18 protein-coding genes are annotated in these 21,199 nt (G+C 73.2%); 10 read left to right on the top strand and 8 right to left on the bottom strand.

What is annotated here, in order from left to right; translation table 11 throughout:
• The first annotated feature begins 113 nt into the window (after positions 1–113).
• On the top strand, positions 114–1,160 hold the full coding sequence (locus ACFV57_RS29005) for an alpha/beta fold hydrolase (protein ID WP_385238288.1): 1,047 nt from the start codon (positions 114–116) through the stop codon (positions 1,158–1,160).
• A 36-nt stretch (positions 1,161–1,196) separates the two neighbouring features.
• Here the strand turns inward: ACFV57_RS29005 and ACFV57_RS29000 are convergent, their stop codons facing one another.
• Together ACFV57_RS29000 and ACFV57_RS28995 are read right to left on the bottom strand one after the other, a co-directional pair.
• Complete coding sequence (locus ACFV57_RS29000; RefSeq protein ID WP_385238287.1) at positions 1,197–2,012, bottom strand: SDR family oxidoreductase; 816 nt, start codon at positions 2,010–2,012, stop codon at positions 1,197–1,199.
• Between the two features lie 118 nt (positions 2,013–2,130).
• Entirely contained in the window at positions 2,131–2,754 is a 624-nt protein-coding gene (locus ACFV57_RS28995; protein ID WP_385238285.1) for a chemotaxis protein CheB, read from the bottom strand.
• 282 nt (positions 2,755–3,036) lie between these two features.
• On the opposite strand from ACFV57_RS28995, the gene ACFV57_RS28990 reads away from it, so the two are divergent.
• The 3 genes from ACFV57_RS28990 to ACFV57_RS28980 all read left to right on the top strand — a co-directional run bounded on the left by ACFV57_RS28990 (position 3,037) and on the right by ACFV57_RS28980 (position 7,776).
• Entirely contained in the window at positions 3,037–5,067 is a 2,031-nt protein-coding gene (locus ACFV57_RS28990; RefSeq protein WP_385238284.1) for a SpoIIE family protein phosphatase, read from the top strand.
• Positions 5,068–5,236: 169 nt separating this feature from the next.
• Positions 5,237–5,953, top strand: coding sequence for a class I SAM-dependent methyltransferase (locus ACFV57_RS28985; RefSeq protein ID WP_385238282.1), 717 nt, complete (start codon positions 5,237–5,239; stop codon positions 5,951–5,953).
• A gap of 821 nt (positions 5,954–6,774) precedes the next feature.
• The gene (locus ACFV57_RS28980) at positions 6,775–7,776 is read left to right on the top strand and encodes a hypothetical protein (RefSeq protein ID WP_385238281.1); all 1,002 of its coding nucleotides are present in this window, start codon (positions 6,775–6,777) and stop codon (positions 7,774–7,776) included.
• 182 nt (positions 7,777–7,958) lie between these two features.
• Here ACFV57_RS28980 and ACFV57_RS28975 read toward each other — a convergent pair whose 3' ends face one another.
• On the bottom strand, positions 7,959–8,354 hold the full coding sequence (locus ACFV57_RS28975) for a tautomerase family protein (RefSeq protein WP_385238280.1): 396 nt from the start codon (positions 8,352–8,354) through the stop codon (positions 7,959–7,961).
• Between the two features lie 182 nt (positions 8,355–8,536).
• On the opposite strand from ACFV57_RS28975, the gene ACFV57_RS28970 reads away from it, so the two are divergent.
• A complete protein-coding gene (locus ACFV57_RS28970; protein WP_385238278.1) occupies positions 8,537–9,343 on the top strand; it encodes a YhjD/YihY/BrkB family envelope integrity protein in 807 nt (268 codons plus the stop codon).
• Positions 9,344–9,386: 43 nt separating this feature from the next.
• On the opposite strand, the gene ACFV57_RS28965 is transcribed toward ACFV57_RS28970, so the two are convergent.
• Together ACFV57_RS28965 and ACFV57_RS28960 are read right to left on the bottom strand one after the other, a co-directional pair.
• Positions 9,387–10,790 carry a DUF2252 domain-containing protein gene (locus ACFV57_RS28965; protein ID WP_385238277.1) on the bottom strand — a complete coding sequence of 468 codons (1,404 nt, stop codon included), beginning with the start codon at positions 10,788–10,790 and terminating at the stop codon, positions 9,387–9,389.
• Positions 10,791–10,980: 190 nt separating this feature from the next.
• Positions 10,981–11,436 carry a hypothetical protein gene (locus tag ACFV57_RS28960; RefSeq protein WP_385238275.1) on the bottom strand — a complete coding sequence of 152 codons (456 nt, stop codon included), beginning with the start codon at positions 11,434–11,436 and terminating at the stop codon, positions 10,981–10,983.
• A gap of 176 nt (positions 11,437–11,612) precedes the next feature.
• Between ACFV57_RS28960 and ACFV57_RS28955 the strand changes: the two genes are divergently transcribed.
• The 3 genes from ACFV57_RS28955 to ACFV57_RS28945 all read left to right on the top strand — a co-directional run bounded on the left by ACFV57_RS28955 (position 11,613) and on the right by ACFV57_RS28945 (position 13,098).
• Positions 11,613–11,906: a hypothetical protein gene (locus ACFV57_RS28955; protein ID WP_385238274.1), complete on the top strand. Its 294-nt coding sequence runs from the start codon at positions 11,613–11,615 to the stop codon at positions 11,904–11,906.
• Positions 11,907–11,976: 70 nt separating this feature from the next.
• A complete protein-coding gene (locus tag ACFV57_RS28950; RefSeq protein WP_385238272.1) occupies positions 11,977–12,462 on the top strand; it encodes a response regulator transcription factor in 486 nt (161 codons plus the stop codon).
• 162 nt (positions 12,463–12,624) lie between these two features.
• Positions 12,625–13,098 carry a carboxymuconolactone decarboxylase family protein gene (locus tag ACFV57_RS28945; RefSeq protein WP_385238271.1) on the top strand — a complete coding sequence of 158 codons (474 nt, stop codon included), beginning with the start codon at positions 12,625–12,627 and terminating at the stop codon, positions 13,096–13,098.
• A gap of 63 nt (positions 13,099–13,161) precedes the next feature.
• Here ACFV57_RS28945 and ACFV57_RS28940 read toward each other — a convergent pair whose 3' ends face one another.
• The 3 genes from ACFV57_RS28940 to ACFV57_RS28930 form a co-directional block, all read right to left on the bottom strand.
• Positions 13,162–15,447, bottom strand: coding sequence for a LuxR C-terminal-related transcriptional regulator (locus tag ACFV57_RS28940; RefSeq protein WP_385238270.1), 2,286 nt, complete (start codon positions 15,445–15,447; stop codon positions 13,162–13,164).
• A 141-nt stretch (positions 15,448–15,588) separates the two neighbouring features.
• Positions 15,589–16,074 (bottom strand): DUF1269 domain-containing protein, encoded by a 486-nt coding sequence (locus tag ACFV57_RS28935; protein ID WP_385238268.1) that lies wholly within the window; start codon positions 16,072–16,074, stop codon positions 15,589–15,591.
• Complete coding sequence (locus ACFV57_RS28930) at positions 16,074–16,628, bottom strand: DUF1269 domain-containing protein (protein ID WP_385238267.1); 555 nt, start codon at positions 16,626–16,628, stop codon at positions 16,074–16,076. Before ACFV57_RS28930 ends, ACFV57_RS28935 begins: the two co-directional genes overlap by 1 nt.
• A 202-nt stretch (positions 16,629–16,830) precedes the next feature.
• Between ACFV57_RS28930 and ACFV57_RS28925 the strand changes: the two genes are divergently transcribed.
• Positions 16,831–19,515, top strand: a complete 2,685-nt coding sequence (locus ACFV57_RS28925; protein ID WP_385238265.1) for a glucosidase — start codon at positions 16,831–16,833, stop codon at positions 19,513–19,515.
• On the top strand, positions 19,512–21,005 hold the full coding sequence (locus ACFV57_RS28920) for an alpha-amylase (RefSeq protein ID WP_385238264.1): 1,494 nt from the start codon (positions 19,512–19,514) through the stop codon (positions 21,003–21,005). The genes ACFV57_RS28925 and ACFV57_RS28920 overlap by 4 nt, the downstream gene beginning before the upstream one ends.
• Positions 21,006–21,199: the final 194 nt, after the last annotated feature.

Raw genomic sequence — 21,199 nt, 5'->3', positions numbered from 1 at the left:
GGTTCCCCGCGCGATTTGCCGAACCGGCAAAGACCCTTGGGCCGGGCGCCGGACGTACCGGATGCTCACGGCGACGCCGTACGAACGGCGGCACACGGCACGAGGAGAGCGCGATGCACCAGCACACCGATGCAGCCACCCCGACCGGAAACAGGACCGGAAACGACGCCGGAACCGGAACCCAAACCGGACCCGCGCACCACGCCGAACACCGCCTGGTGGAAGTCCCCGGCGGCCGTATCCACCTGGTCGAACAGGGCACCGGCCCGCTGGTGCTGCTCCTCCACGGCTTCCCCGAGACCTGGCACTCCTGGCGCCACCAGCTCCCGGCCCTGGCCGCCGCGGGCTTTCGCGCGGTCGCCGTCGACGTCCGCGGCTATGGACGCTCCTCGAAGCCGGCTGACGTGGCGGCGTACCGGATGACGGCCCACGTCGCCGACAACGTCGCGGTCGTCCACGCCCTGGGGGAGCGGACCGCGACCGTCGTCGGCCACGACTGGGGCGCCACCATCGCCGCCGACACCGCGCTGCTCCGGCCCGACGTGTTCACCGCCGTGGGACTGCTCGGCGTGCCCTACGCACCCCGCAACGGCTTCCGGCCCACGGACGCCTTCGGGATGATCGGCGGCGACGAGGAGTTCTACGTAAGCTACTTCCAGCGGCCCGGCCGGGCGGAAGCGGAGATCGAGCCCGACGTCCGCGGCTGGCTGGCCGGTTTCTACGCCAGCCTGTCCGCCGACACCATGGCCCCCGAAGGAAGCCCCAGCTGCTTCTTCGTCCCGCCGGGCAAGAAGATGTCCGACCGGTTCGTGCGCGGTGTCCGCCCGTCCTGGCTCTCCGAAGCCGAACTCGACGTGGCGGCCGAGGAGTTCGAGCGTACGGGCTTCACCGGCGGCCTCAACCGCTACCGCAACGCCGACCGGGACTGGGAAGACCTCGCCGCCTGGGACGGTGCGCCGATCACCCAGCCCTCCCTCTTCATCGGCGGCGACCGCGACTCGTCCACCACATGGATGGCCGACGCCATCGAGGCCTTCCCCACCACCCTCCCCGGCCTGTCCGCCACCCATCTGCTGAAGGACTGCGGACACTGGGTCCAGCAGGAGCGGCCCGACGAGGTGAACCGCATCCTGACCGGGTGGCTCCGCTCGCTGACCTGAGGCCGGACGGGCCCGGCGGCCCCCGTCGTACGGGGACTACTGCGCGCTCGCGGACGGCCGTACGACGAGTTCGTTGACGTCCACGTCGGCCGGCTGGGCGACCGCGAAGGCGATGGCGTCGGCGACCGCCCCGGCCGGGAGCGCCACGGAGCGGTAGGCCCGCATCGCCTGCCGGGCCAGCGGATCGCCGATGCCGTCGGCGAGTTCGGACTCGGTGACGCCGGGGGAGACGACGGTGACGCGGATGTCGCCCCCGGACTCCTGGCGCAGCCCCTCGGACAGGGCGCGCACCGCGAACTTCGTGGCGCAGTAGACCGCGGCGGTGGGCGAGACCTCGTAGGCGCCGACCGAGGCGATGTTGACGAAGTGTCCGCCCCCTTGGGCGCGCATCACGGGCAGCGCGGCGGCGATCCCGTGGAGCACGCCGCGGACGTTCACGTCGAGCATCCGGTTCCACTCCTCGGTCCGCAGCGCCTCCAGGGGCGACAGGGGCATCACACCGGCGTTGTTGACGAGGACGTCGACCCGTCCGTACGCGGCGCGCGCGGCGTCGACGAAGGAGCGCACGTCGGCGGCGTCGGTGACGTCCAGCCGCCGGTACGCCGCCGTACGGTCGTCGGCGGTGAGCCGGCCGGTCAGCTCCGCCAGCCGGCCGGTGCGGCGGGCGCCGAGGAACACGCGGTGCCCGTCGGCGGCCAGCCGGTGCGCGGCGGCCTCGCCGATGCCGCTGCTGGCGCCGGTTATGAGGACGACCTTGGAGGAGGGGGCATCCGCGTTCCGGTGGCCGTGCTGGTCCGGGAGGGAACCCGCAGCCGGGTCAACGGCCGTACGGGTGGGGGTGTTCGGGGTCATGCGGTGCCTTCCAGTGGCTAGGGTTGCTGACCTCATGAGGCTGCGCCACCGCGTCCGGCCCCGCCAGGGCGGGCCGTGCCCGGGTGTCCCGCACCCACCCTGCGCGTCGGCCCGGCTGTCATCCCGTTCCGGTGGGCCGGGGGCGGAGACCGGACACGTGGTCCCGGATGCGGGCGGCCAGCGCGGATGGCGGCAGCACGGCGTCGACCAGGCCGGTCGCGGTCGCGGCGAGCGGCATCGCGGAGTGCGGGCTGCTCGCCCGGTCCTGGGCGAAGACGGTGCCGTTCTCGTGGGCGACCGCCCGGATGCCGGCCTGCCCGTCGGTGCCGGTGCCGGTCAGTACCACCGCCAGGGCCCGTCGCCCGCAGGTCACCGCGAGCGTGGCCAGCAACAGGTCCGCCGACGGGCGGGCCGGCGGGAAGTCGCCGCAGGGGATCAGGGCGAGGCGGTCCGGGGACGCGACGAGCATGTGGTGACCCGGCGGTGTGACGAGGACCGTCCCCGGCATCAGCGTGCCGCCGTCGGCGGCCTCCTCGACGGCCAGTGCCGTACGCCGGTCCAGCAGCTCGGACAGCAGGCTGACCCGCCGCGGGTCCTGGTGCAGGGCGACCAGCACGGTCGCGGGCAGGGCGGCCGGCAGCGGCGCCAGGACACGGCTGAGCGCCTCGATCCCTCCGGCGGAGGCCACCAAGGCGACGACGGGGTGCTGCACGGCGGTGGGGAGCTGACGCTGGATCGGCATCGCGGTCCTTCTTCCCTGCGTCCATCATGGCACCGCGAGCCCGCCCGCGGACGCCCTCGCACGGCAACCGGACCGCACCCGGCCGTCTCGGCACGCCCACTGCACGACGGGGCGGTACCACGGTGGCCGACGGGTGGTACGCGGCTGACGGAAGTGACGTGATGTGGCGTTACCCCGTCGCCGGATGTGGCCGGGCCGTACCGTTTGGCGAAGTGCGGCAGAGGGCGTGCGGACGGTGACACGCCGGCCACCGCCCTTACCAGGGTGAGGAGTTCGACGTACATGGGTGAGGGCGTGGCGTCCGAAGACGCCGCCGCGGAACGTGGACGACTGCCGTTGGGCGTGGTGATCGCCGACGGCGACGGCCTGGTGTCGCACTGGAGCAGCGGGGCGGGACGGCTGCTCGGCGTGGCGCGCCACGAGGCCGTCGGCAGCCCGCTGCGGGCACGGCTGCCCGTCCTCGGCTCCAGACCCCCGCAGTTGGAAGCTCCGTTCTCCCCCGGGGTGCCGGTCGCGCCGCCCGGCCCGGTTTCCCCGCCGGAGGCCGACGACGTGGCCTACCCGAGAGCCGGACGAGCCCGCCTGCCCCGTCCGGGCAGGCCGCCCGCCGACGTGCTGTGGTGGTCGTATCCGCTGGTCTGTCCGGGGCCGGACCGGCTGCTGGTGCTGGTCGCCGACGCCACCGTCGCGGACACGGGCGGCGACGGCGACCGGATCGGGTGCGGCTTCGCCCGGCACACCGCGCTGCCCGGCGCGGATGCGCTGGCGCGGCGGCTGCCCGACATCCTGCCCCGCATGGGACCGGCCCGCGGCGCGCGCATCGTGGCGCAGATGCTGGAGTGGGGCTACCCCGTCCTGGAGATCAGCCGCGAGGATCGCGTCCCGATCACCGCCGACTGGGGCGTACCGAAGTACGCGCGGCGCCGTGCACACCGGCCCTCGCCGGGCGGCGCGGCGTCCGGTGGCCCCCCGGGCGGAACCGGCCTCGACCTCGAACACGCGGCGGTGCGCGAACGCCTGGAATTCCTCGACGAGGTCTCGGGCCGGATCGGTTCCTCGCTCGACCTGGAAGTCACCATCCGCGAGGTGACCAGCGCGGCCGTGCCCCGCTTCGCCGACTTCGCCGGTACGCACCTGCGCGCCCAGGTCCTGGCCGGCGACGCCTTCCCGGACGGGCCGCCCGACGTCACCACCGTCTGGCACCGCGTGTGGGTCGAGCACGACGACGAACCCGGCCGATGGGACGACACCGTCCCGGTCGGCGAAGCCCTCGCCTTCCCCGAACACACCCCGTTCTTCCAGTGCATGGTCACCGGCGAACCGGTGCTGATCCCGCACATCGGCGACGAGCTGGGCGACAGGATCTCCGCCCAGTTCGAGAAGCGGGACCTGCGCCCCCTGATCAACGGCCGGTCCATCCTCATCGTGCCGCTCAAGGCCCGCCAGGTGGTGCTCGGCTTCATGGTGCTGCTGCGCCGCGAAGGCCGCCGACGGTTCACCGGCATGGACCGCACCACGGGAGCCGAACTCGCCGCGCGCGCCGGGCTCGTCCTGGACAACGCCCGCATGTACACCTACCAGGAGAACATCGCCGAAACCCTCCAGGAGCGGATGCTGCCGCGCGTCGACCCGCACCCGCCCGGCTGCGACGTCGCCACCCGCTACCTGCCGGGCGCCCGCCTCGGCCGGGTGGGCGGCGACTGGTTCGACACCATCGCCCTGCCCGGCTCCCGGCTGGCGCTGGTGGTGGGCGACGTGATGGGACACGGCCTGCACTCGGCGGTCAAGATGGGCCAGCTCCGTACGGCCGTGCAGACCCTCGCCGCCCTGGACCTGCCGCCCGCCCAGCTGCTGCGCCACCTCGACGACCTCGCGCGGCGCCTGGGCGAACGGTATCTGGCCACCTGCCTGTACGCGGTCTACGACCCGCACGCGTCCCGGCTGCACCTGGCCAACGCCGGGCACCTCCCGCCGGTCCTGGTGCGGGCGGCGGACGGCGGCAGCGAGCTGTTCGACCTGCCGACCGGGGTGCCGATCGGCGTCGGCGGCGTACCGTTCGAGACGGTCACCCGCGACGTGGCGCCCGGCGACCGCCTGGTGATGTGCACCGACGGTCTGGTGGAAGTGCGCGGCCAGGACATCGGAGAGGGGCTCGCGGCCCTGTGCGAGAGCGCCGCCCACCCGGCCGCCTCGATGGACGACGCCTGCGACACGATCATCCGGGCGCTCAATCCGGCGGGGGGCCGCAAGGACGACGTGGCGCTGCTGATGGCGCGGCTCAACGGTCTCGGCCCGGGGTCCGGCGGAAGGTGAGGACGGGGGACAAGATGACGGCGGGGGGGGAAGGTGTCCGGGTGACGGAGCGTCCGCGCGGGTGGGAAGGGGCCGAGCACCGGAGTTAACGTTTGAGCACGCCGCTTGCCGCACCCGTCCGACGGGGATCATCCAGGGCAGGGACGTATCGCCGGAGCCTGGAGGGTGCATGGACGTGTCGCAGCGGTACCGGGAGTCGTGGGAGAGCTACTGGCGCCGGACGCCGCAGGCTCCGGGCGCGGCCATCTTCGACTGCGACGCCGAGCTGAGCGCCGCCCGCCACCTGCCGTTGCTGGCGCCGTACGCCGACGCCGCGCTGCCCGTGATCGACCTGGGCTGCGGCACCGGCACCCAGACCCGCTATCTGGCCCGCCACTTCCGCGAGGCCGTCGGCGTGGACCTCGCCGAGGCCGCGGTCGCCCACGCACGGCGCGCCGACCCCGGCCGCACCGCGCGGTACGAGCAGCTGAACCTCACCGACCAGGACGCCGTCCGGCGCCTGCACGAGCGCGTCGGTGACGCGAACGTCTATATGCGTGCGGTGATCCACCAGAGCGAGCCGGAGGCCCGTCCCGCGGTCGCCGCCGCGGTCGCCACCCTGACCGGCACCCGCGGGCGCGCCTTCGTCGTCGAACTGCTGTCCCGGGCCAAGGCTGTCCTGGCCCACGCGGCCCAGGGCCCGGACGGCCCGCCCCCCAAGCTGGCGCGGATCTTCGAGCACGGTCTGACGCCGGCCGAGGCGGACGACGACGCCGTTCCCGGGTTCTTCCGCGAACTCGGTCTGCCGGTGCTGGCGAGCGGCGAGATCGACCTGGTGATGACCGAGAACCGCGCGGACGGGGTACGGATCGACCTGCCCGCCCAGTGGATGGTCCTCGGCCGCTGAGGACGACGGGAGCGCCGGGGACGGCGAAGGCCACAAGGGCGCCAAGGGTGCCAAGGGTGACGACGGCGACGAGGACGGCCGCGGCCGCGTGCCCGGCCGGAGCGCCTCGGGCCCCCGTTCGCCGATCGCGTACATAGGCCGACTCCGGTACGCCAACTCCTGTACGCACGCGTGTGGTTATCCGCCCGCGCCGCTAACATCGCGCCATGCACCTATTTACTCCAGGCGCATAAGGGGAAGCCGGGCCCCGCGACACAGGGGGTGTTGCGGGGCCCGGCAACCCTCCGCCGGGCAGGGTGAGCCCCCTTACTCACCCTGGCAGCGGAGGCACGTTCGCTCCGCTGCGAGCCTGGAGTAGAGGAAGGTGCAAGATGGCCGCGAAGGAGAAGAGGTCGTTGATCAAGGAGCTGGCCTCACGGTTCGCCGTCGCTGTCGCAGTCAAGGCACTGTGGGCGGCACTTTCGAGGATCGCTCTGCGCGACGACGCCTGAGCGTCGCCGTCCGGCCGGCCCCGTCGGGATCCCCTTCCCGGCCGGGGCCGGCTGTCCCGGAAGTTCGCGGGGACGGTGTGCTGCCGCCGAGCGCCGGCGGCGTTCACGCGCGTGTCCCGATCGCGTCCGTGTGTGCGTCGGTCGGCCGTAAGTACGGTGCGATGGCGCGGAGTTGCCCCTGCGGCAGTGCATTTTCGGCCGGTTGCGGCAGGGCGGCCCACCGGCCGCGTCCGGCGCGCTTCAACGTGTGGCCCACCCGGGCAGCATCTCCGCCTGATCCGTCTGAACACGTGCTGTACGGGGGTGCTGGTGGGACGCAACAAGGATCTCATGTCGGCTCTGCTCCAAGCCCGCAGGGCGCTCGGCGAGGAGATCGCGGGGCTGGGCCGGAGCCTGGACGACGCGCGGCGCGAAGTGCTGGAGCGCCTCGCCACGGAAGCGGCGGATCTGCGCGGTGACAGCCGTGAGACCCGGGACCGCGTCGACCGTGGCGCCGCTGCCGCCGCGGAGACGGGCCGGGCGGTGTCGCAGCTGCGGCAGGAACTCGCCGACGTACGGCAGTCGATCGCCGGCCTCCGGGAGTCGCTGGACGCCCTGGCGCGGCATCCGGCGTTCCGTACGGAGCCTGCCGATCACCGGGACCCGCCCGGTGCTGGCGACGGCGACGGCGAGCGCCAGGGCGAGGACGCCGCATGGGCGGAGACGGACGCCGAGGCGGATGCGGAGGCGGGGGCGGGATCGGACGCGGTGCCGGTCGATGCCGGGCAGGAGCCGCCCTTCCCGCCGCTCGGGGACGGCGACGAGGACGATGAGGGTGACGAGGACGGCTTCCACCAGGACGCCGACGACGAAGCCGACGGCGAGCCCCATGGCGACTCGGCGTCCGCCCCCGCCGACTACCCGGCCCACGCGTGCATCCGCCGTGAGACACAGGAAGACGTGGACCACGGCGTGTTGCTGCTGAAGGCGGCCCAGACCGGCTCGGTCGCCCTGGTCTGTCACCGCGAGACGTGGCAGTTCCTCGTTGTCTGCGCCGCCGACAACGAGCACTTCCACGCCGCCTGCGAGCTGGCGGACGAGGGCGACGGCCGGGTGCGGGCCGTGCTGTCCGGCCGCTCCGTCATCGGCGCGCTCATCGCCCTGCGCCAGACCCGCGACGACCGCCACCTGGACGGTACCTGGGCCCTGGCGAGCGCCTTCTACTCCCGTATCGCCGAAGGGCTGCGCACCACGGGCAGGGACGGGAGGCACCCGCTGACCGTGGTCTTCGACGACGGCGTGAGCGACGCGCCGCCCGACGCCGCCAAGTCCCCCCGGAATCCTGCGGCGTGACCCTTGCGGCAGCCTGACGTAATCCATTGATTTCCGATAGGTGTCCATCGGAAATCGATAGATACACCGTTACCTCCGGCGACGTGCTGCGCTGGGTGCCCGACGAAGACGCGGACGGCGGGGATGCGGACGGTGGGGGCGCGGACGGCGGGCGCGGCTGAGGAGCGTACCGAAGTCCGCGGTCAGCGGCCGGGGGCGTCGACGTACTGCGCCCGGCCGTGCCCGAAGGACCAGTCGGCCGACCCGTTCTCGGTCAGGGTGACGAAGATGTTCCGCGGCTCCGTGTCCGCGTGCGCGTGGGCGAGTTCGGCGATCCGCCGGTAGAGCGCCTGCTTCTGCGCGACGGTCCGGCCGGAGCGCATCGTGATCGCGATGTAGACGACGCCGTCGTCACGGTCCGGCCCGAGATAACTGTCCTGGCGCAGCTCGCTGTTGCCGCCGCCGTGGCCGGTCAGCACCTGGAACCGGTCGTCCGGCGGAATGCCGAGGGTTTCCCTGAGGGCCTCGTGGACGGCGCGGCCGAGGGCGTCGAGCCGCGCGCCGTCGGCCCGTGAGGCGTCGATACGGACGAAGGGCATGGTGGTTCTCCTTCCGGTGGTTTCGGTCCCGCGTCCTTGCGGCAGTAAGCATACATACCAGTAGGTACAGAGAGTCCGGCGGTCGGACGGCGCCCTTCCTCACCCCCGGCGGGCGACACACGGCCGACGGGCGGCTGTGAGGCTGGCCGGGCCGGTTTCCCCTGCCGCGAGAGGGCAGCATCATGGCGATCACCGGTCCCGCCCGGCCGCTGGCGGGGCGTGTCGTGCGGCAGCTGGTGAGCGTCAACATCCTGGATCTCGCGACCCGGCTGGCGGCGCAGGCGTTCCTGGCCGCGCTGCCGATGCTCATCGCCGTGTCGTCCTTCTGCCCGTACGCCGTGCGGCAGGAACTCCTGAGGTCGCTGCGCTCCCTGTTCGGCGCGGGCAGCCCCGTCCTGGCCCAGGTGGACATGGTCTACGGCGGCCGGGACCAGGCGCCGCACAGCTGGGGAGCGGTCGGCGTGCTGGTCGCCCTGGTGTCCGCCACGGCTTTCACCCGCGTCCTCCAGCGGGTGTGCGAACGTTCCTGGCACCTGCCGCACTCCGGGCTGCGGATCGTGGCGTGGCGCTGGGCCCTGTGGCTCGTGGTCTGGATCGTGGCGCTCCTGTATCAGGGGCTGCTGCACCGGGCGTTCGGCGCCGGCCCCACCCTGGGGGTGCCTCTCCAGGTGGCCGGTGCCGTCGGGATGTGGTGGTGGACCCAGCACCTGCTGCTCGCCGGGCGTCTGCCCTGGCTGCCGCTGCTGCCGGGGGCGCTGCTGACGGGGGTGGGCGTGGTGGCGTTCTCCCTGCTCTCCGGGCTCTGGCTGCCGCGCGCGCTGTCCCGCAGCGTCGAGCGGTACGGGCCGCTCGGCTCCGTCTTCACGCTGCTGTCCTGGCTGATCCTCTTCTTCGCCACCGTCGTGATCGGCATCGCCGTGGGCCAGGTGCTCGCCCACACCGGTTCCGTACGGCGCTTGCTGGGCCTCCCGGACGTACCGTCAAGCTGACCCGGACGTCCGTACGTACCGTCACGCCGTCCCCGACGTACCGTCACGCCGACTTCGCCGTCACGCGGCCGGCGCGCGCCGCTTCCTCCAGTGCCCGGTGGTCGCGCTCGTTCTGGTCGGCGTAACTCTCGGCGAACTGCGCCAGCGCGCGGTCGAAGGCGTCGGAGCGGCCCAGGTAGGCGGCGATGGCGATCCGGTCGCCGGAGCGGGCGTGCGCGCGGGCCAGTGTCGCGCCGCACAGCCGGCCGAACAGGAGCATGACGCCGGGCGTCATCGTGTCGGTGCGCGGAATGGCCTTCCAGTCGCGCAGCTGGCGCAGGTAGAAGTCGCGCCGCCGTCCGTCCAGTCCCTCTACCCGCTCCCAGCCCAGGAACATGTCGCTGGTCGTCTGCATCAGCCGCTGTCCGGAGACGACGCGCTCCCCTTGGTTCGCCGACGGGGCCGGGCCCGCGAACGGCGCGAGCACCGACTCCTGCGCCTCCTTGGCCTGGAGGAAGAGGGGGTCCGCGTCGTCCCGGCCGAGCAGCAGCAATATCCAGCAGCGGGTTCCCACACTGCCCACACCGACCACCTTGCGGGCCATGTCGACCACGCGGTACTGCGCCAGGAGCGCGCGCCGGTCGGCCTGCAGGGTCCGGGCGTAGCGGTCGACCAGCTCCCGCAGCTGGAGCTCCAGGCGCTCGCGTTCGACACCCGGGAGGAGGTCGCCGAGCGGCGTGACGAGGGGCGGGTCGGGGGCGATCCGCAGTTCGTCCCCGACGACGTGGGCGAGCCGCTCCAGGGCCTGGAGGTGGTCGCGGGTGCGGGCCTTGACGAGGGCACGGGAGACCCGTCGCTGGGCCCGCTTGTCCAACTCCTCGCCCAGCGCGCCGTACAGCTCGTCCGCGTCGATCCGCGTGTACCACACGTCGAGGTTGCGCATCCCGGCGAAGCCGTCCATCGCCTCCCGGTACGAGCGGACCGTCTCCCGGACCACGTGCGCCCGTTCCGGCCCGTCGAAGCCGTTGGCGCGGCCGGCGATGACGAGGCTGGCCGACAGCCGCTTGACGTCCCACTCCCAGGGGCCGGGCAGCGTCTCGTCGAAGTCGTTGACGTCGAAGACCAGATGCCGCTCCGGGGAGGCGAGCAGCCGGAAGTTGAGCAGGTGCGCGTCCCCGCACAGCTGGGCCCGCAGGCCGGTGGACGGGGCGGCGGCCAGGTCTTGGGCCATGATGGCGGCGGCCCCGCGGAAGAAGCGGAACGGGGATTCGAGCATCCGCCCGTACCGGATCGGCACCAGCTCCGGGAGCCTGCTCGCCGACTGCCGCTCGATCACGGCCACCGGCTCGGGCCGGTCCGCCGCGGGGGCGAACTCCGCGTGGCGGGAACGCGGTACGAGTGTGCGCGCGGCCCGGCCGCGCGCGGCCCGCTCCTGGGGTGTGGGGTGGGTGTGCTCGGCCTCGGACATGGCGGACTCCCTGTTGGTGGGTGCGACTTTCGGCCCCTACGGCCGGTTCGCCGTCACCCTGGCGGTGTGAGGCGGGCGGGGGAGGGGAGTGCCGCCGAGGGGGCCGGGGGCCGGTTCGGGCCCCCGGCCCGTCGCCGGTGTCCGGGCCTGCCGGTGTTCCTCCGGGCGACCTCGCGGGGGAACGGGAGGTCTACAGCGGCGCGTTGTAGACCTTGTGGGCCTCCCGGTGGCCGTAGGTGGCCAGGGACCAGATCACCAGGACGTCGAGCGCGATGATGATCACCGACCAGACCGGGTAGTACGGGGTGAAGAAGAAGTTCTCCAGCGCACTGGCCACCGCGACCCCGATGCCGACGGCGCGCGCCCAGGTCCGGCCCTGGAAGACGTGGAACGCGGCGGTGGCGATGACGATGCCGGTGATCAGCTGGAGCCACCCCCACCCGTTGATGCTGAAGTCGTACGCGTAGTCCTGCTGCGACCGGTAGAAGTTGTGGTCGATGATCGCGGCGAGGCCCGCGATCGCGTGGTACGCGCCGATGACGGCCATGATGCACACGGCGAACACGACCCCGCCGATCGCGAGCGGGCGGATGTGCGGCTCCGGTGCGGGGGGCCGGCTCTGTCCTGCCGAAGTCTGCTCAGCCATGCCTGGACCTCCTCTTCGGTGGGCGGAGCATCCTCCGCGCGGCCCCGCGCCCGGTTCACCCGCGGAGGATGAGACCGGCGGGCTCCGGCGCACCGTCACCCCCCTGAGGTGAGGCCGCGCTCCGCCGCCCGGCGAGAATGGCGGGGAGGCCAGGCCGCCGCAGCGGAGGTGACGCCATGGGCGCACAGGCGGGTGCGGGGCCCGAGCGAGCGGGAACGCCGTCCGGCGGCGGCGATTTCGAGATCCGGGTCCGGGGCCGGGTCGGTGCTGCCCTGGCATCGGCGTTCGGCGAGCTGACGGTCCGGCTGCGCCCGGCCGAGACGGTCCTGTACGGGGCCGGCCTCGACCAGGCCGCGCTGTACGGCATCCTCGACCGCATCCAGGCGCTGGGCCTGGAGTTGCTGGAGGTCCGCCGCCTGCCCGGGACGGCCGGCTCCGGCGGGCACAACGCCCGCGGCGAAGGGCCGTAAGGCCCCTTCCCGCACCGAGCCGTCCCACGCGAGTCTGGGCATGTGCCGCCTGCCGCCAGGAGGTGAGGACATGCCTGTCGCGCTCCGTACCGCGCCGGCGAACCGGGACCTGGACGTACCGGGGGAGGCCGCTCGGGTGTCCGACCTGCGCGGACGGTTACGGGAAATGGGCGGTGACGCCGGGGCGGCGGACACGGCCGTGACGACCTGCCTGGTGTGGATCGCCGGCCTCCTCATGGAGATCGCGGAAGAGCTGGGCGATCCGCGCACCGCGGAGGCGCTGGTGGACGAGGCGATGGCGGTCCTGGCCTCGGCGCCGCGGCACCGTCCGGTCGCCCCGGCTCCTGCCCCGGCGCCGACGGGCGAGCCGCTGACGGACCGTGAACTGACGGTGCTCCGGCGGCTTCAGGGGGAGGTGTCGCTCCGGCGGATCGCCGGCGACCTCTTCGTGTCGTACAACACCGTCAAGAGTCATACCCGCGCGGTCTACCGCAAGCTCGGCGTCCACTCCAGGGTCGAGGCACTGCACCGGGCCCGGGAGCGGGGGCTCATCTAGCACCGCGTCGCCTCGCCGCCCCGGCGGAGGCCGTGCCGGTCACGGTGCCGGGACGGGCGCGGGCACCCGCGGAGGAGACGTACGTCACTCCCGGTCCTGTCACATCGCGCCGGGCCGCTCCGTCATAGGTGTGCAGTCATCGACAACGACAGAGGAGCCACCATGGACGCCCGTTTGAACCTCTTCGGCAGCCCGCTCGCCGGCAAGTTCCTGAAGCACGTCGTCGCGGCCGGACAGGTCGTCACGGACTCGGGGCTGCCCGCCGCGACAAAGGAGCTGGTGAGTCTTCGCGCGAGTCAGATCAACGGATGCGGCTTCTGCACCGACATCCACACCAAGGAGGCCGTCGCCGCCGGTGAGACGCCGGTGCGCCTGAATATGGTCGCGGTGTGGCGGGAGGCCACCGTCTTCACCGAGGCCGAGCGCGCCGCGCTGGAGCTGGCCGAGGAGGGCACCCGCATCGCGGACGCGGCCGGCGGGGTCCCGGACCACGTCTGGGCGAACGCCGCCAAGCACTACGACGAGGAGCAGCTCTCCGCACTGGTGGCGCTGATCGCGCTCATCAACGCCTTCAACCGGCTGAACGTCATCGTCCAGCAGCCCGCGGGCGACTATCAGCCGGGCCAGTTCAAGTAGCCGGGGGTGCCGGGAGGCGGAGACGCCGCTCCGCCTCCCGGCGGACCGCCGGACCGGCGGCCGTCACAGCAGTTCCAGTTCGCGGGCCCGCCGCACCGCGGCCGACCGCCGGGTCACGGCGAGCTTGCGGTAGACGCTCTTCAGATGCGTCTTGACCGTGTTGACCGACAGGTACAGGTCCGTGGCGATCTCCTCGGTGGTCATCATCTGCGCGAGGCGGCCGAGAACCTCCCGTTCCCGCGCGCTGAGCCGCTCGACCGGAGCCGGGGCCGGCGCCGGGCGGGGCGGTTCGGGACGCGTCAGGACGCGCGTACGCGAGCCGCCCGACGAGTCGAGCACGGCCTCGCACACCGGCTCCACCGCCCGCAGCAGTCCCATGGGCAGCCGGGAGCCGGCCACGGCGTCGCCGATCCGGCCGGCCGGCAGCCCGTTGCGGTCCGCCGCCTTGGCGAGCCCTTCGGCCAGGGCGCAGACTTCCGCGACGAACGGATCGGGCGCGCCGCCCAGCGCGGTACGCGCGAGCCCCAGTTCGCGGCGTGCCTGCGCGGGCTCGCCGCGCGCGAGGCCGATCCAGGCGCGTACGGCATGCAGGGTGGGCCGGGAGCCGTCGGTCGCGGTCCACGCCGGGAGAGGCGGCTGCGCGGCCTGCGCGGCGAGCTCGTCGGCGGCGCGGAAACGCCCCCGCAGCACCTCCAGCAGCGCGAGTTCGACGAGGCAGTCCCGGCGCAGCACACCGTTCCCGGCGGCGCACGCGGCCTTCAGGCCCGCCGTGAGGGAGACCGCCGCCGCGGACAGGCCGGCGTCGCGCAGTTCGCCGTGCCCGCGGATCGCCAGGGTGAGTGCCGGGATCTCCGGATGCGCCGCCGGCACCGCCCGCGGCAGCCGTGCGCACAGCGACTCCGCCTCGGCCGCCGCGCGCCGGGCGGCGACCGGAGCCCGGTGGCGCTGCCGCGCCATGCGGATCACGGCGTGGGTCAGACGGCAGTGGGTGACACGGTCCTCCTCGTCCGGCGCCAGCGCCTCGACGAGACGCCCGGCCCGGTGCAGGGAGCCGGCACAGACCGCGTCGTCGCCCCGGGCCAGGGCCGAGGCCGCGGCGACGAGCGTCGGCTCGGGGCCGGCCGCCTCCGGCGCCTCGGCCAGCTGCCGGACCAGCTCGTCCGGCAGGCGGTCCCCGGTCAGGCCCAGGACCTGGCCGATCGCCAGCCGGCGGACGATCAGCCGGCCGGCGCGCCCGTGGTCGCCCGCCGCGAGCCAGTGCCGTACGGCGTCGGCGAGCAGCCCGTGGTCCCCCAGCCAGCCGGCGGCCCGGCGGTGGAGTTCGGGGACGAGCCCCGGCGTCTCGTGGCGCAGGCACATCCGGAGCACGTCGGCGAACATCCGGTGGCAGCGGTACCAGCCGTGCCCGGCGGGCCGGAGGAAGGAGTTCTCCCGTACCAGCGCCGCGAAGTGGCCCCCCGCCTCCTCGCCCGCGAGTTCGGCGGCCAGCTCGGCGTTCATGTGCTCCAGGACGCTCGTCGTCAGCAGCAGCCGCCGCATACCCGGGGACTGTACGTCCAGGACCTCCTCCACGAGGTAGCTGACGACCGCCTCGTCGTCGCCGGCGAACTGCGCCACGAACCGCTCCGGACTGGGCTGCTTCTCCATGGACATGGCCGCGAGGCGCAGACCCGCGGCCCACCCGTCGGCCCGTTTCCTGAGGGCGCCCACCACCTGCTTGGACACCTCGACGCCGTGCTGGGCGAGCAGCGCGGCCGTCTCCCGGTCGTCGAAGGCGAGGTCGGCGGTGCGCAGCTCGGTCAGTTCGCCGGACAGCCGCAGACGGTGCAGGTGCAGCGGCGGGTCCCGCCGCGAGAGCACCACCAGGCGCAGCACGGGAGCCGCGTGCCGCAACAGACCGATCAGGCTCTCGGCGGTCGGCGAGCCGGGCTCCGTCTGGAAGTCGTCCAGGACCAGCACCACCGGATCGCGCCGCGCGGCCAGCCCGGCCGTCAGACCGGCCACGAGCAGCGGGCCCGCGGCCGCCGCGGCGGACGGCGGCACGTCCGCGCCGACGGCGCCCAACGCGCCGATCACGCGCGGCCAGAAGACACCGGGCTGCTCGTCACGGCCGTCACACGTCACCCAGGCCACCGGTCCGGGGGACCGTCCGGTGTGCGCCCACTCCACGGCGAGCGCCGACTTCCCGGCCCCCACCGGGCCGACGACCACGGTCAGCGGCCCCAGCACACCCCGGGAGAGCCGGTCCGTCAGCCGGGGCCTGGGGACCAGCCACGTCGGCAGCGCGGGCACCGTCGCACCGGGCGCGGGCGAGGGCCCGTCGCGCTGTTCCTGAGGGCCCGTGTCCATGGGCGGCACCTCGCTCTCGGAGCGGGAGGGTGCGGCTCAGGCAAGTGTGGGACGGGCGCGGTGACACGGGCAGCGCGGCGGGCGCCGTTTCACCCGGGTGAAGTTCTCACCCGGGTGAAATTCCGTTTCGTACGGGGGTGTTCAGACCGAGTGGAGCGCCGCGACCAGCTCGTCCTCACGGTCCTTGGTCAGCGACGTACGGATCACGCTGGGCGCGAAGGGGCGTACCGCCTCCCGTACCCGGTCCGGGGTGGAGCGGCGGACGAGGGCGAACACCGCGGCCCGGCCCGGCTCCAGGGTGCTCGCGACCTCCTTGATGAAGGCGTCGTTGATGCCGATGTCGGTGAGCTTGCCGGCGACCGCGCCGGTGGCCGCGCCCACCGCCGCACCGAACACCGGCATCAGGAACAGCATCCCGAACAGCGTGCCCCACAAGGCGCCACCGGCCGCGCTGGTCGCGGTGGGGTTGTACGACTGGCGGACATGGATCTTGCCGTCCATCGTCCGGTAGGCCAGCGCCGCGTCGTCCAGGTCGAGCAGTTCCTGGCGGGCCAGGTCCTTGGCGAGCCGCAGCACCGCCTCCGCCTTCTCCTTGTCCGAGAATCCGAGTACGACGAGATCTGCCATCAGGGCCTCCTGGGGGAACGGCCGGCCGACCGGCCGGGCGTGGACGGGCCCGCGGCCGGCTCGCCCAGCCGCAGGGCGGCGGCCGCGAGCTCGGCGGCCACGGGTGCGAGCGCCTCCCGGGTGAGGAAGCCCTCCGCGACGGGCACCCCGCCCGTGTCACGGATCGCTTCCTTCAACCCGGTCGCCCACACGTGTTCGAGCAGGATGAACGCCGCCGAGACACCGGCGTCCAACGCGTCGGCCATCTCCCTGATCTGGGTGGCGGACAGACCGAAGGCGCTGCCGCCGTCCGGCGGCGGAGCGTCCGGCCGCGTCCCGGACGGACGGTCACCGGAGATACCGAGCAGCGCGGCGACGGTGTCGCCCATACTCTCGGCCTGGTAGTCGAGGGCGAACAGCTGCCCCTCCGGCTCCTTGCGTACGAAGAGCAGGTCGAGGACGCGGAGCTGCCCGCCGGCCTCCAGGACACCCAGCTCCTCGATGATGCGGCCCTCGAACTTCGCGTCGGGTCCGAACGCGAGGGTCAGCAGCTGTACCGGTCCGATGCCGGCCATGGGGACTCCCTCCGTGCGCGCTGACGGGCGAGATACCGGGCCCGACGACGGGCCCGGGGCCCGGTGGCGGGCTCGCCCCCATCCACCCAGGGCCCGCCGCCCGCCGCGTCACCCGCCGCAGGTGAGGCAGGCCCCGGTACGGGCGCCCAGCCTGGTGCCGGGTGAGCCCGCCGCAGTTCAGGCGGCAGGCAGGGAGGCAGGCATGAGCGAGCGGACGAACGCGGAACGGCCCGGCCCGGCCGACGACGGCCGCCGGCGGCTGTGGGGCCCCTACCTGAGCGAGCGCCAGTGGGGCACGGTCCGCGAGGACTACAGCGAGGGCGGTGACGCCTGGTCGTACTTCCCGCACGACCACGCCCGCTCCCGGGCCTACCGGTGGGGCGAGGACGGCCTCGGCGGCATCTGCGACGACAAACAGCGCCTGTGCTTCGCCCTCGCGCTGTGGAACGGGCGCGACCCGATCCTCAAGGAACGCGCCTTCGGCCTGACCAACGGGGAGGGCAACCACGGCGAGGACGTGAAGGAGTACTACTTCTACCTCGACAGCACGCCCAGCCACTCCTACCTGCGCTACCTGTACAAGTACCCGCAGGCCGCGTTCCCCTACCACGACCTCGTGGCCACCAACCAGGCCCGCAGCCGGCAGGAGTTCGAGTACGAACTGCTCGACACCGGCGTCTTCGACGACGACCGCTACTTCGACGTCACCGTCGAGTACGCCAAGGCCGCCGACGACGACGTCCTGATCCGCATCACCGTCGCCAACCGCGGCCCCGACGAGGCGACCGCGCACGTGCTGCCCACCCTGTGGTTCCGCAACACCTGGTCCTGGCAGGAGGGCGCCGCCGCACCGCGGCTGGCCGCGGCGGACGGCCCGCGCCGGACGGCGACCGTCCGGGCCGTCCACCCCGAACTGGGCAGCTACGACCTGCGCTGCGCCGGAGCGGTCCCGCTGCTGTTCACCGAGAACGAGAGCAACAACGAGCGGCTGTTCGGCACGCCCAACCGCACGCCGTACGTCAAGGACGGCATCGGCCGCGCCGTCGTCGACGGGGAGGCGGCAGCCGTCAACCCGGCCGCGGAGGGCACCAAGGCGGCCGCGCACTACACCCTGTCCGTCCCCGCCGGCGGCGAGGAGATCCTGCGGCTGCGGCTCGCGCCCACCGGTTCGTCCTTGTCGGTGACGCGCGGCTTCGACGCCGTCTTCGAGGAGCGGATCGCCGAAGCCGACGCCTTCTACCGCGAGCTGACCCCGCGCGGAGCAGACGAGGACGAGGCCCGGGTGCTGCGGCAGGCCCTCGCCGGAATGCTGTGGTCCAAGCAGTACTACGGCTTCGACCTGGAGACCTGGCTGTCCGAGCACGGCCTCGACCCGTGGAGCCTGCCGCGGCCCGGCGACCGTAACCGCGAGTGGTTCCACATGGTCGGCGACGACATCATCTCCATGCCCGACAAGTGGGAGTACCCCTGGTTCGCCGCGTGGGACCTCGCCTTCCACACCGTGGCCCTGTCGGTCGTCGACAACCGGTTCGCCAAGCAGCAGCTCGAACTGCTGCTGGAGGGCTCCTATCAGCACCCCAACGGCCAGATCCCCGCCTACGAGTGGAACTTCGGCGACGTCAACCCGCCGGTGCACGCCTGGGCCGCGTACTTCGTCCACCTGATCGAGGAACGCACCACGGGCCACGCCGACCCCGCGTTCCTGGAGCGCACCTTCCAGAAGCTGCTGACGAACTTCACCTGGTGGGTCAACCGCAAGGACCCCGGCGGCCGCAACGTCTTCCAGGGCGGCTTCCTGGGCCTCGACAACATCGGCGTCTTCGACCGCAGCGCGCCGCTGCCCACCGGAGGCCAGCTCGAACAGGCCGACGGAACGGCCTGGATGGCGCTGTACTGCCAGTCCATGCTGCAGATCGCACTGGAACTCGTCGAGCACAACCCCGCCTACGAGGAACTGGTGCTGAAGTTCGTCGAGCACTACCTGTGGATCGCCGGCTCCATGGACCGCGTCGGCGACCTCGGCGACGAACTGTGGGACGAGGAGGACGGGTTCTACTACGACGTGCTGCGCCTGCCCGACGGACAGGCCGTACGGCTCAAGGTCCGGTCGATGGTGGGCCTGCTGCCGCTGTGCGCCTCCACCGTCTTCCGCCCGCGGCAACTGGAACGGGTGACGGGTCTGTCCGAGCGCCTGCGCCGCTTCGCCGACCGCCACCCCTCCCTGTCCGTCACGCTGGCCTCGGCCCAGGCGGGCGTGGCCGGCGGCGCCCGGCTGCTGTCCGTCCTGGACGAGAAGAAGCTGCTGCGCGTCCTCGGCCACCTCCTGTCCGAGGACGAGTTCCTCAGCCCGTACGGCATCAGGTCCCTCTCCCGCCACCACGCCGAGCACCCGTACACCTTCTGGGTGCACGGCGAGGAGTACCGGGTGTCCTACCTGCCCGCCGAGTCCGACACCGGGATGTTCGGCGGCAACTCCAACTGGCGCGGCCCGGTGTGGTTCCCGATGAACGCGCTGGTCATCCGAGGGCTGCTCAACCTGTACGGCTTCTACGGCGACGATCTCACCGTCGAGTGCCCGACCGGCTCGGGCGTCCGGATGACCCTGTACGAGGCCGCCGAGGAGATCTCGCGCCGGCTCACCCGCCTCTTCCTGCGCGGCGAGGACGGCCGGCGGCCCGTCTACGGTGGGCAGGAGAAGTTCCGCGACGACCCGCACTGGCGGGACCTGATCCTCTTCCACGAGTACTTCCACGGCGACAACGGCGCCGGCATCGGCGCGGCCCACCAGACCGGCTGGACGGGCCTGGTCGCCGCCCTGATGCAGCTCTTCGGCACGCTCAAGCCCGGCGACTTCCTGACGCAGCCGGGCCGGAAGGAGAAGCCATGACCGAGCTGCCCGCGCAGCCCGTCGTGTACGAGGTCAACACCCGGGTATGGCTGCGCGAGATCCAGCAGCGCACCGGACGTCCGGCCGGGCTCGGCGACGTGCCCAAGGACGCGTGGGACGAGATCACCCCGCACGGCGTCGACGCCCTCTGGCTCATGGGGGTGTGGGAGCGCAGCCCGCAGGGCCGCGGCATCGCCCTGTGGGACCAGGCGCTGCGCACCGCGTTCGCCCAGGCCGTACCCGGCATCGGGGAGGACGAGATCGCCGGCTCGCCGTACTGCATCCGGCGCTACGAGGCCGACGCCTCCCTCGGCGGCGCCGAGGGGCTGGCCGCCGCACGTGCCGAACTCGACAGCCGCGGCATCGGGCTGCTGCTGGACTACGTCCCCAACCACGTCGCCCCGGACAGCCCCTGGGTGTCCGAGCACCCCGAGTACTTCGTGGGCGGCACCGCCGACGACGCGCGGCGCGACCCCGCCGCGTACCTCGACACCGGGACCGCCGTCCTCGCCCGCGGCCGCGACCCCTTCTTCCCGCCCTGGCCGGACGTGGTGCAGCTGAACGCCTTCGAGCCCGCCCTGCGCCGCGCGACCGCGGACGTGCTGACCCGCATCGGGCAGGCCTGCGACGGGGTGCGCTGCGACATGGCGATGCTGCTGATGAACGACATCTTCGCCCGCACCTGGGGGCAGCGCGCCGGCACCCCGCCGCCGGACGAATTCTGGCCCACGGTCATCGACGGCGTACGGCAGCGGCACCCCGGCATGACGTTCGCCGCCGAGGCGTACTGGGACCTCGAATGGGCCCTTCAGCAGCAGGGGTTCGACTTCTGCTACGACAAGCGCCTCTACGACCGGGTCCTGAACGAGAGCCCCGAGTCGGTGCGGCAGCACCTGACGGCGGACGAGGCCTACCAGCGCAAGCTCGTACGGTTCCTGGAGAACCACGACGAGCCCAGGGCCGCGCAGACGCTGCACCCCGCCAAGGAGCGCGCGGCGGCGGTCCTGATCGCCACCCTGCCCGGCGCGACGCTGTGGCACGAGGGCCAGTTCACCGGGCGCCGTACCCGGTTGCCCGTCTTCCTGGACCGGCGTCCGGACGAACCGGTGGACGCCGGACTGCGGGCCTTCCACGAGAAGCTGCTGGCCGGCGTGCACCGCAGCGGCATGCGGACCGGGCACTGGCGGCTGCTGGAGTGCGCGGGCTGGCCCGACAACGACTCCGCCCGCAACGTGCTGACCTGGTGCTGGGCGGGCCCTGCCGGACGGTTCCTGACCGTGGTCAACCTCTCGGGGCGGCCGGCCCAGGGGCGGGTCCGGCTGCCGTGGCCGGAGCTGGGCTCCGACGAGTGGCGGCTGACCGAGCTGACCGAACTGCTCGACGGCGAGCGGTACGTACGCGCCGGGGACGAACTGACCGGACCCGGCCTGTTCGTCGATCTCGACGCCTGGGGCACGCATCTCCTCGCCATCGGGCCGGGCCGTGACTGAGCGAGCCCGGTGACCCCTGGCGCCCGACGCCGGTCCGGCACCCCGCCCAGGAGGGGAGGGGTGCCGGAACTCCGGTGCGGCGGTCCTGTTTCCGGCTACTCGTTGAGGGTGTCGCGGCGGACCACGCACAGGGCCCAGATGGTGGTGCCGTACAGCGCGATCAGGGTGATCGACCAGACCGGGTAGTAGGGGAT

Origin of the sequence: Streptomyces sp. NPDC059788, assembly GCF_042732265.1 — a bacterium.
In the GTDB taxonomy this organism is placed as follows: domain Bacteria; phylum Actinomycetota; class Actinomycetes; order Streptomycetales; family Streptomycetaceae; genus Streptomyces.
Note: the sequence above shows the minus strand (reverse complement) of the source record. Positions and strands in the feature narration are given on the sequence as shown.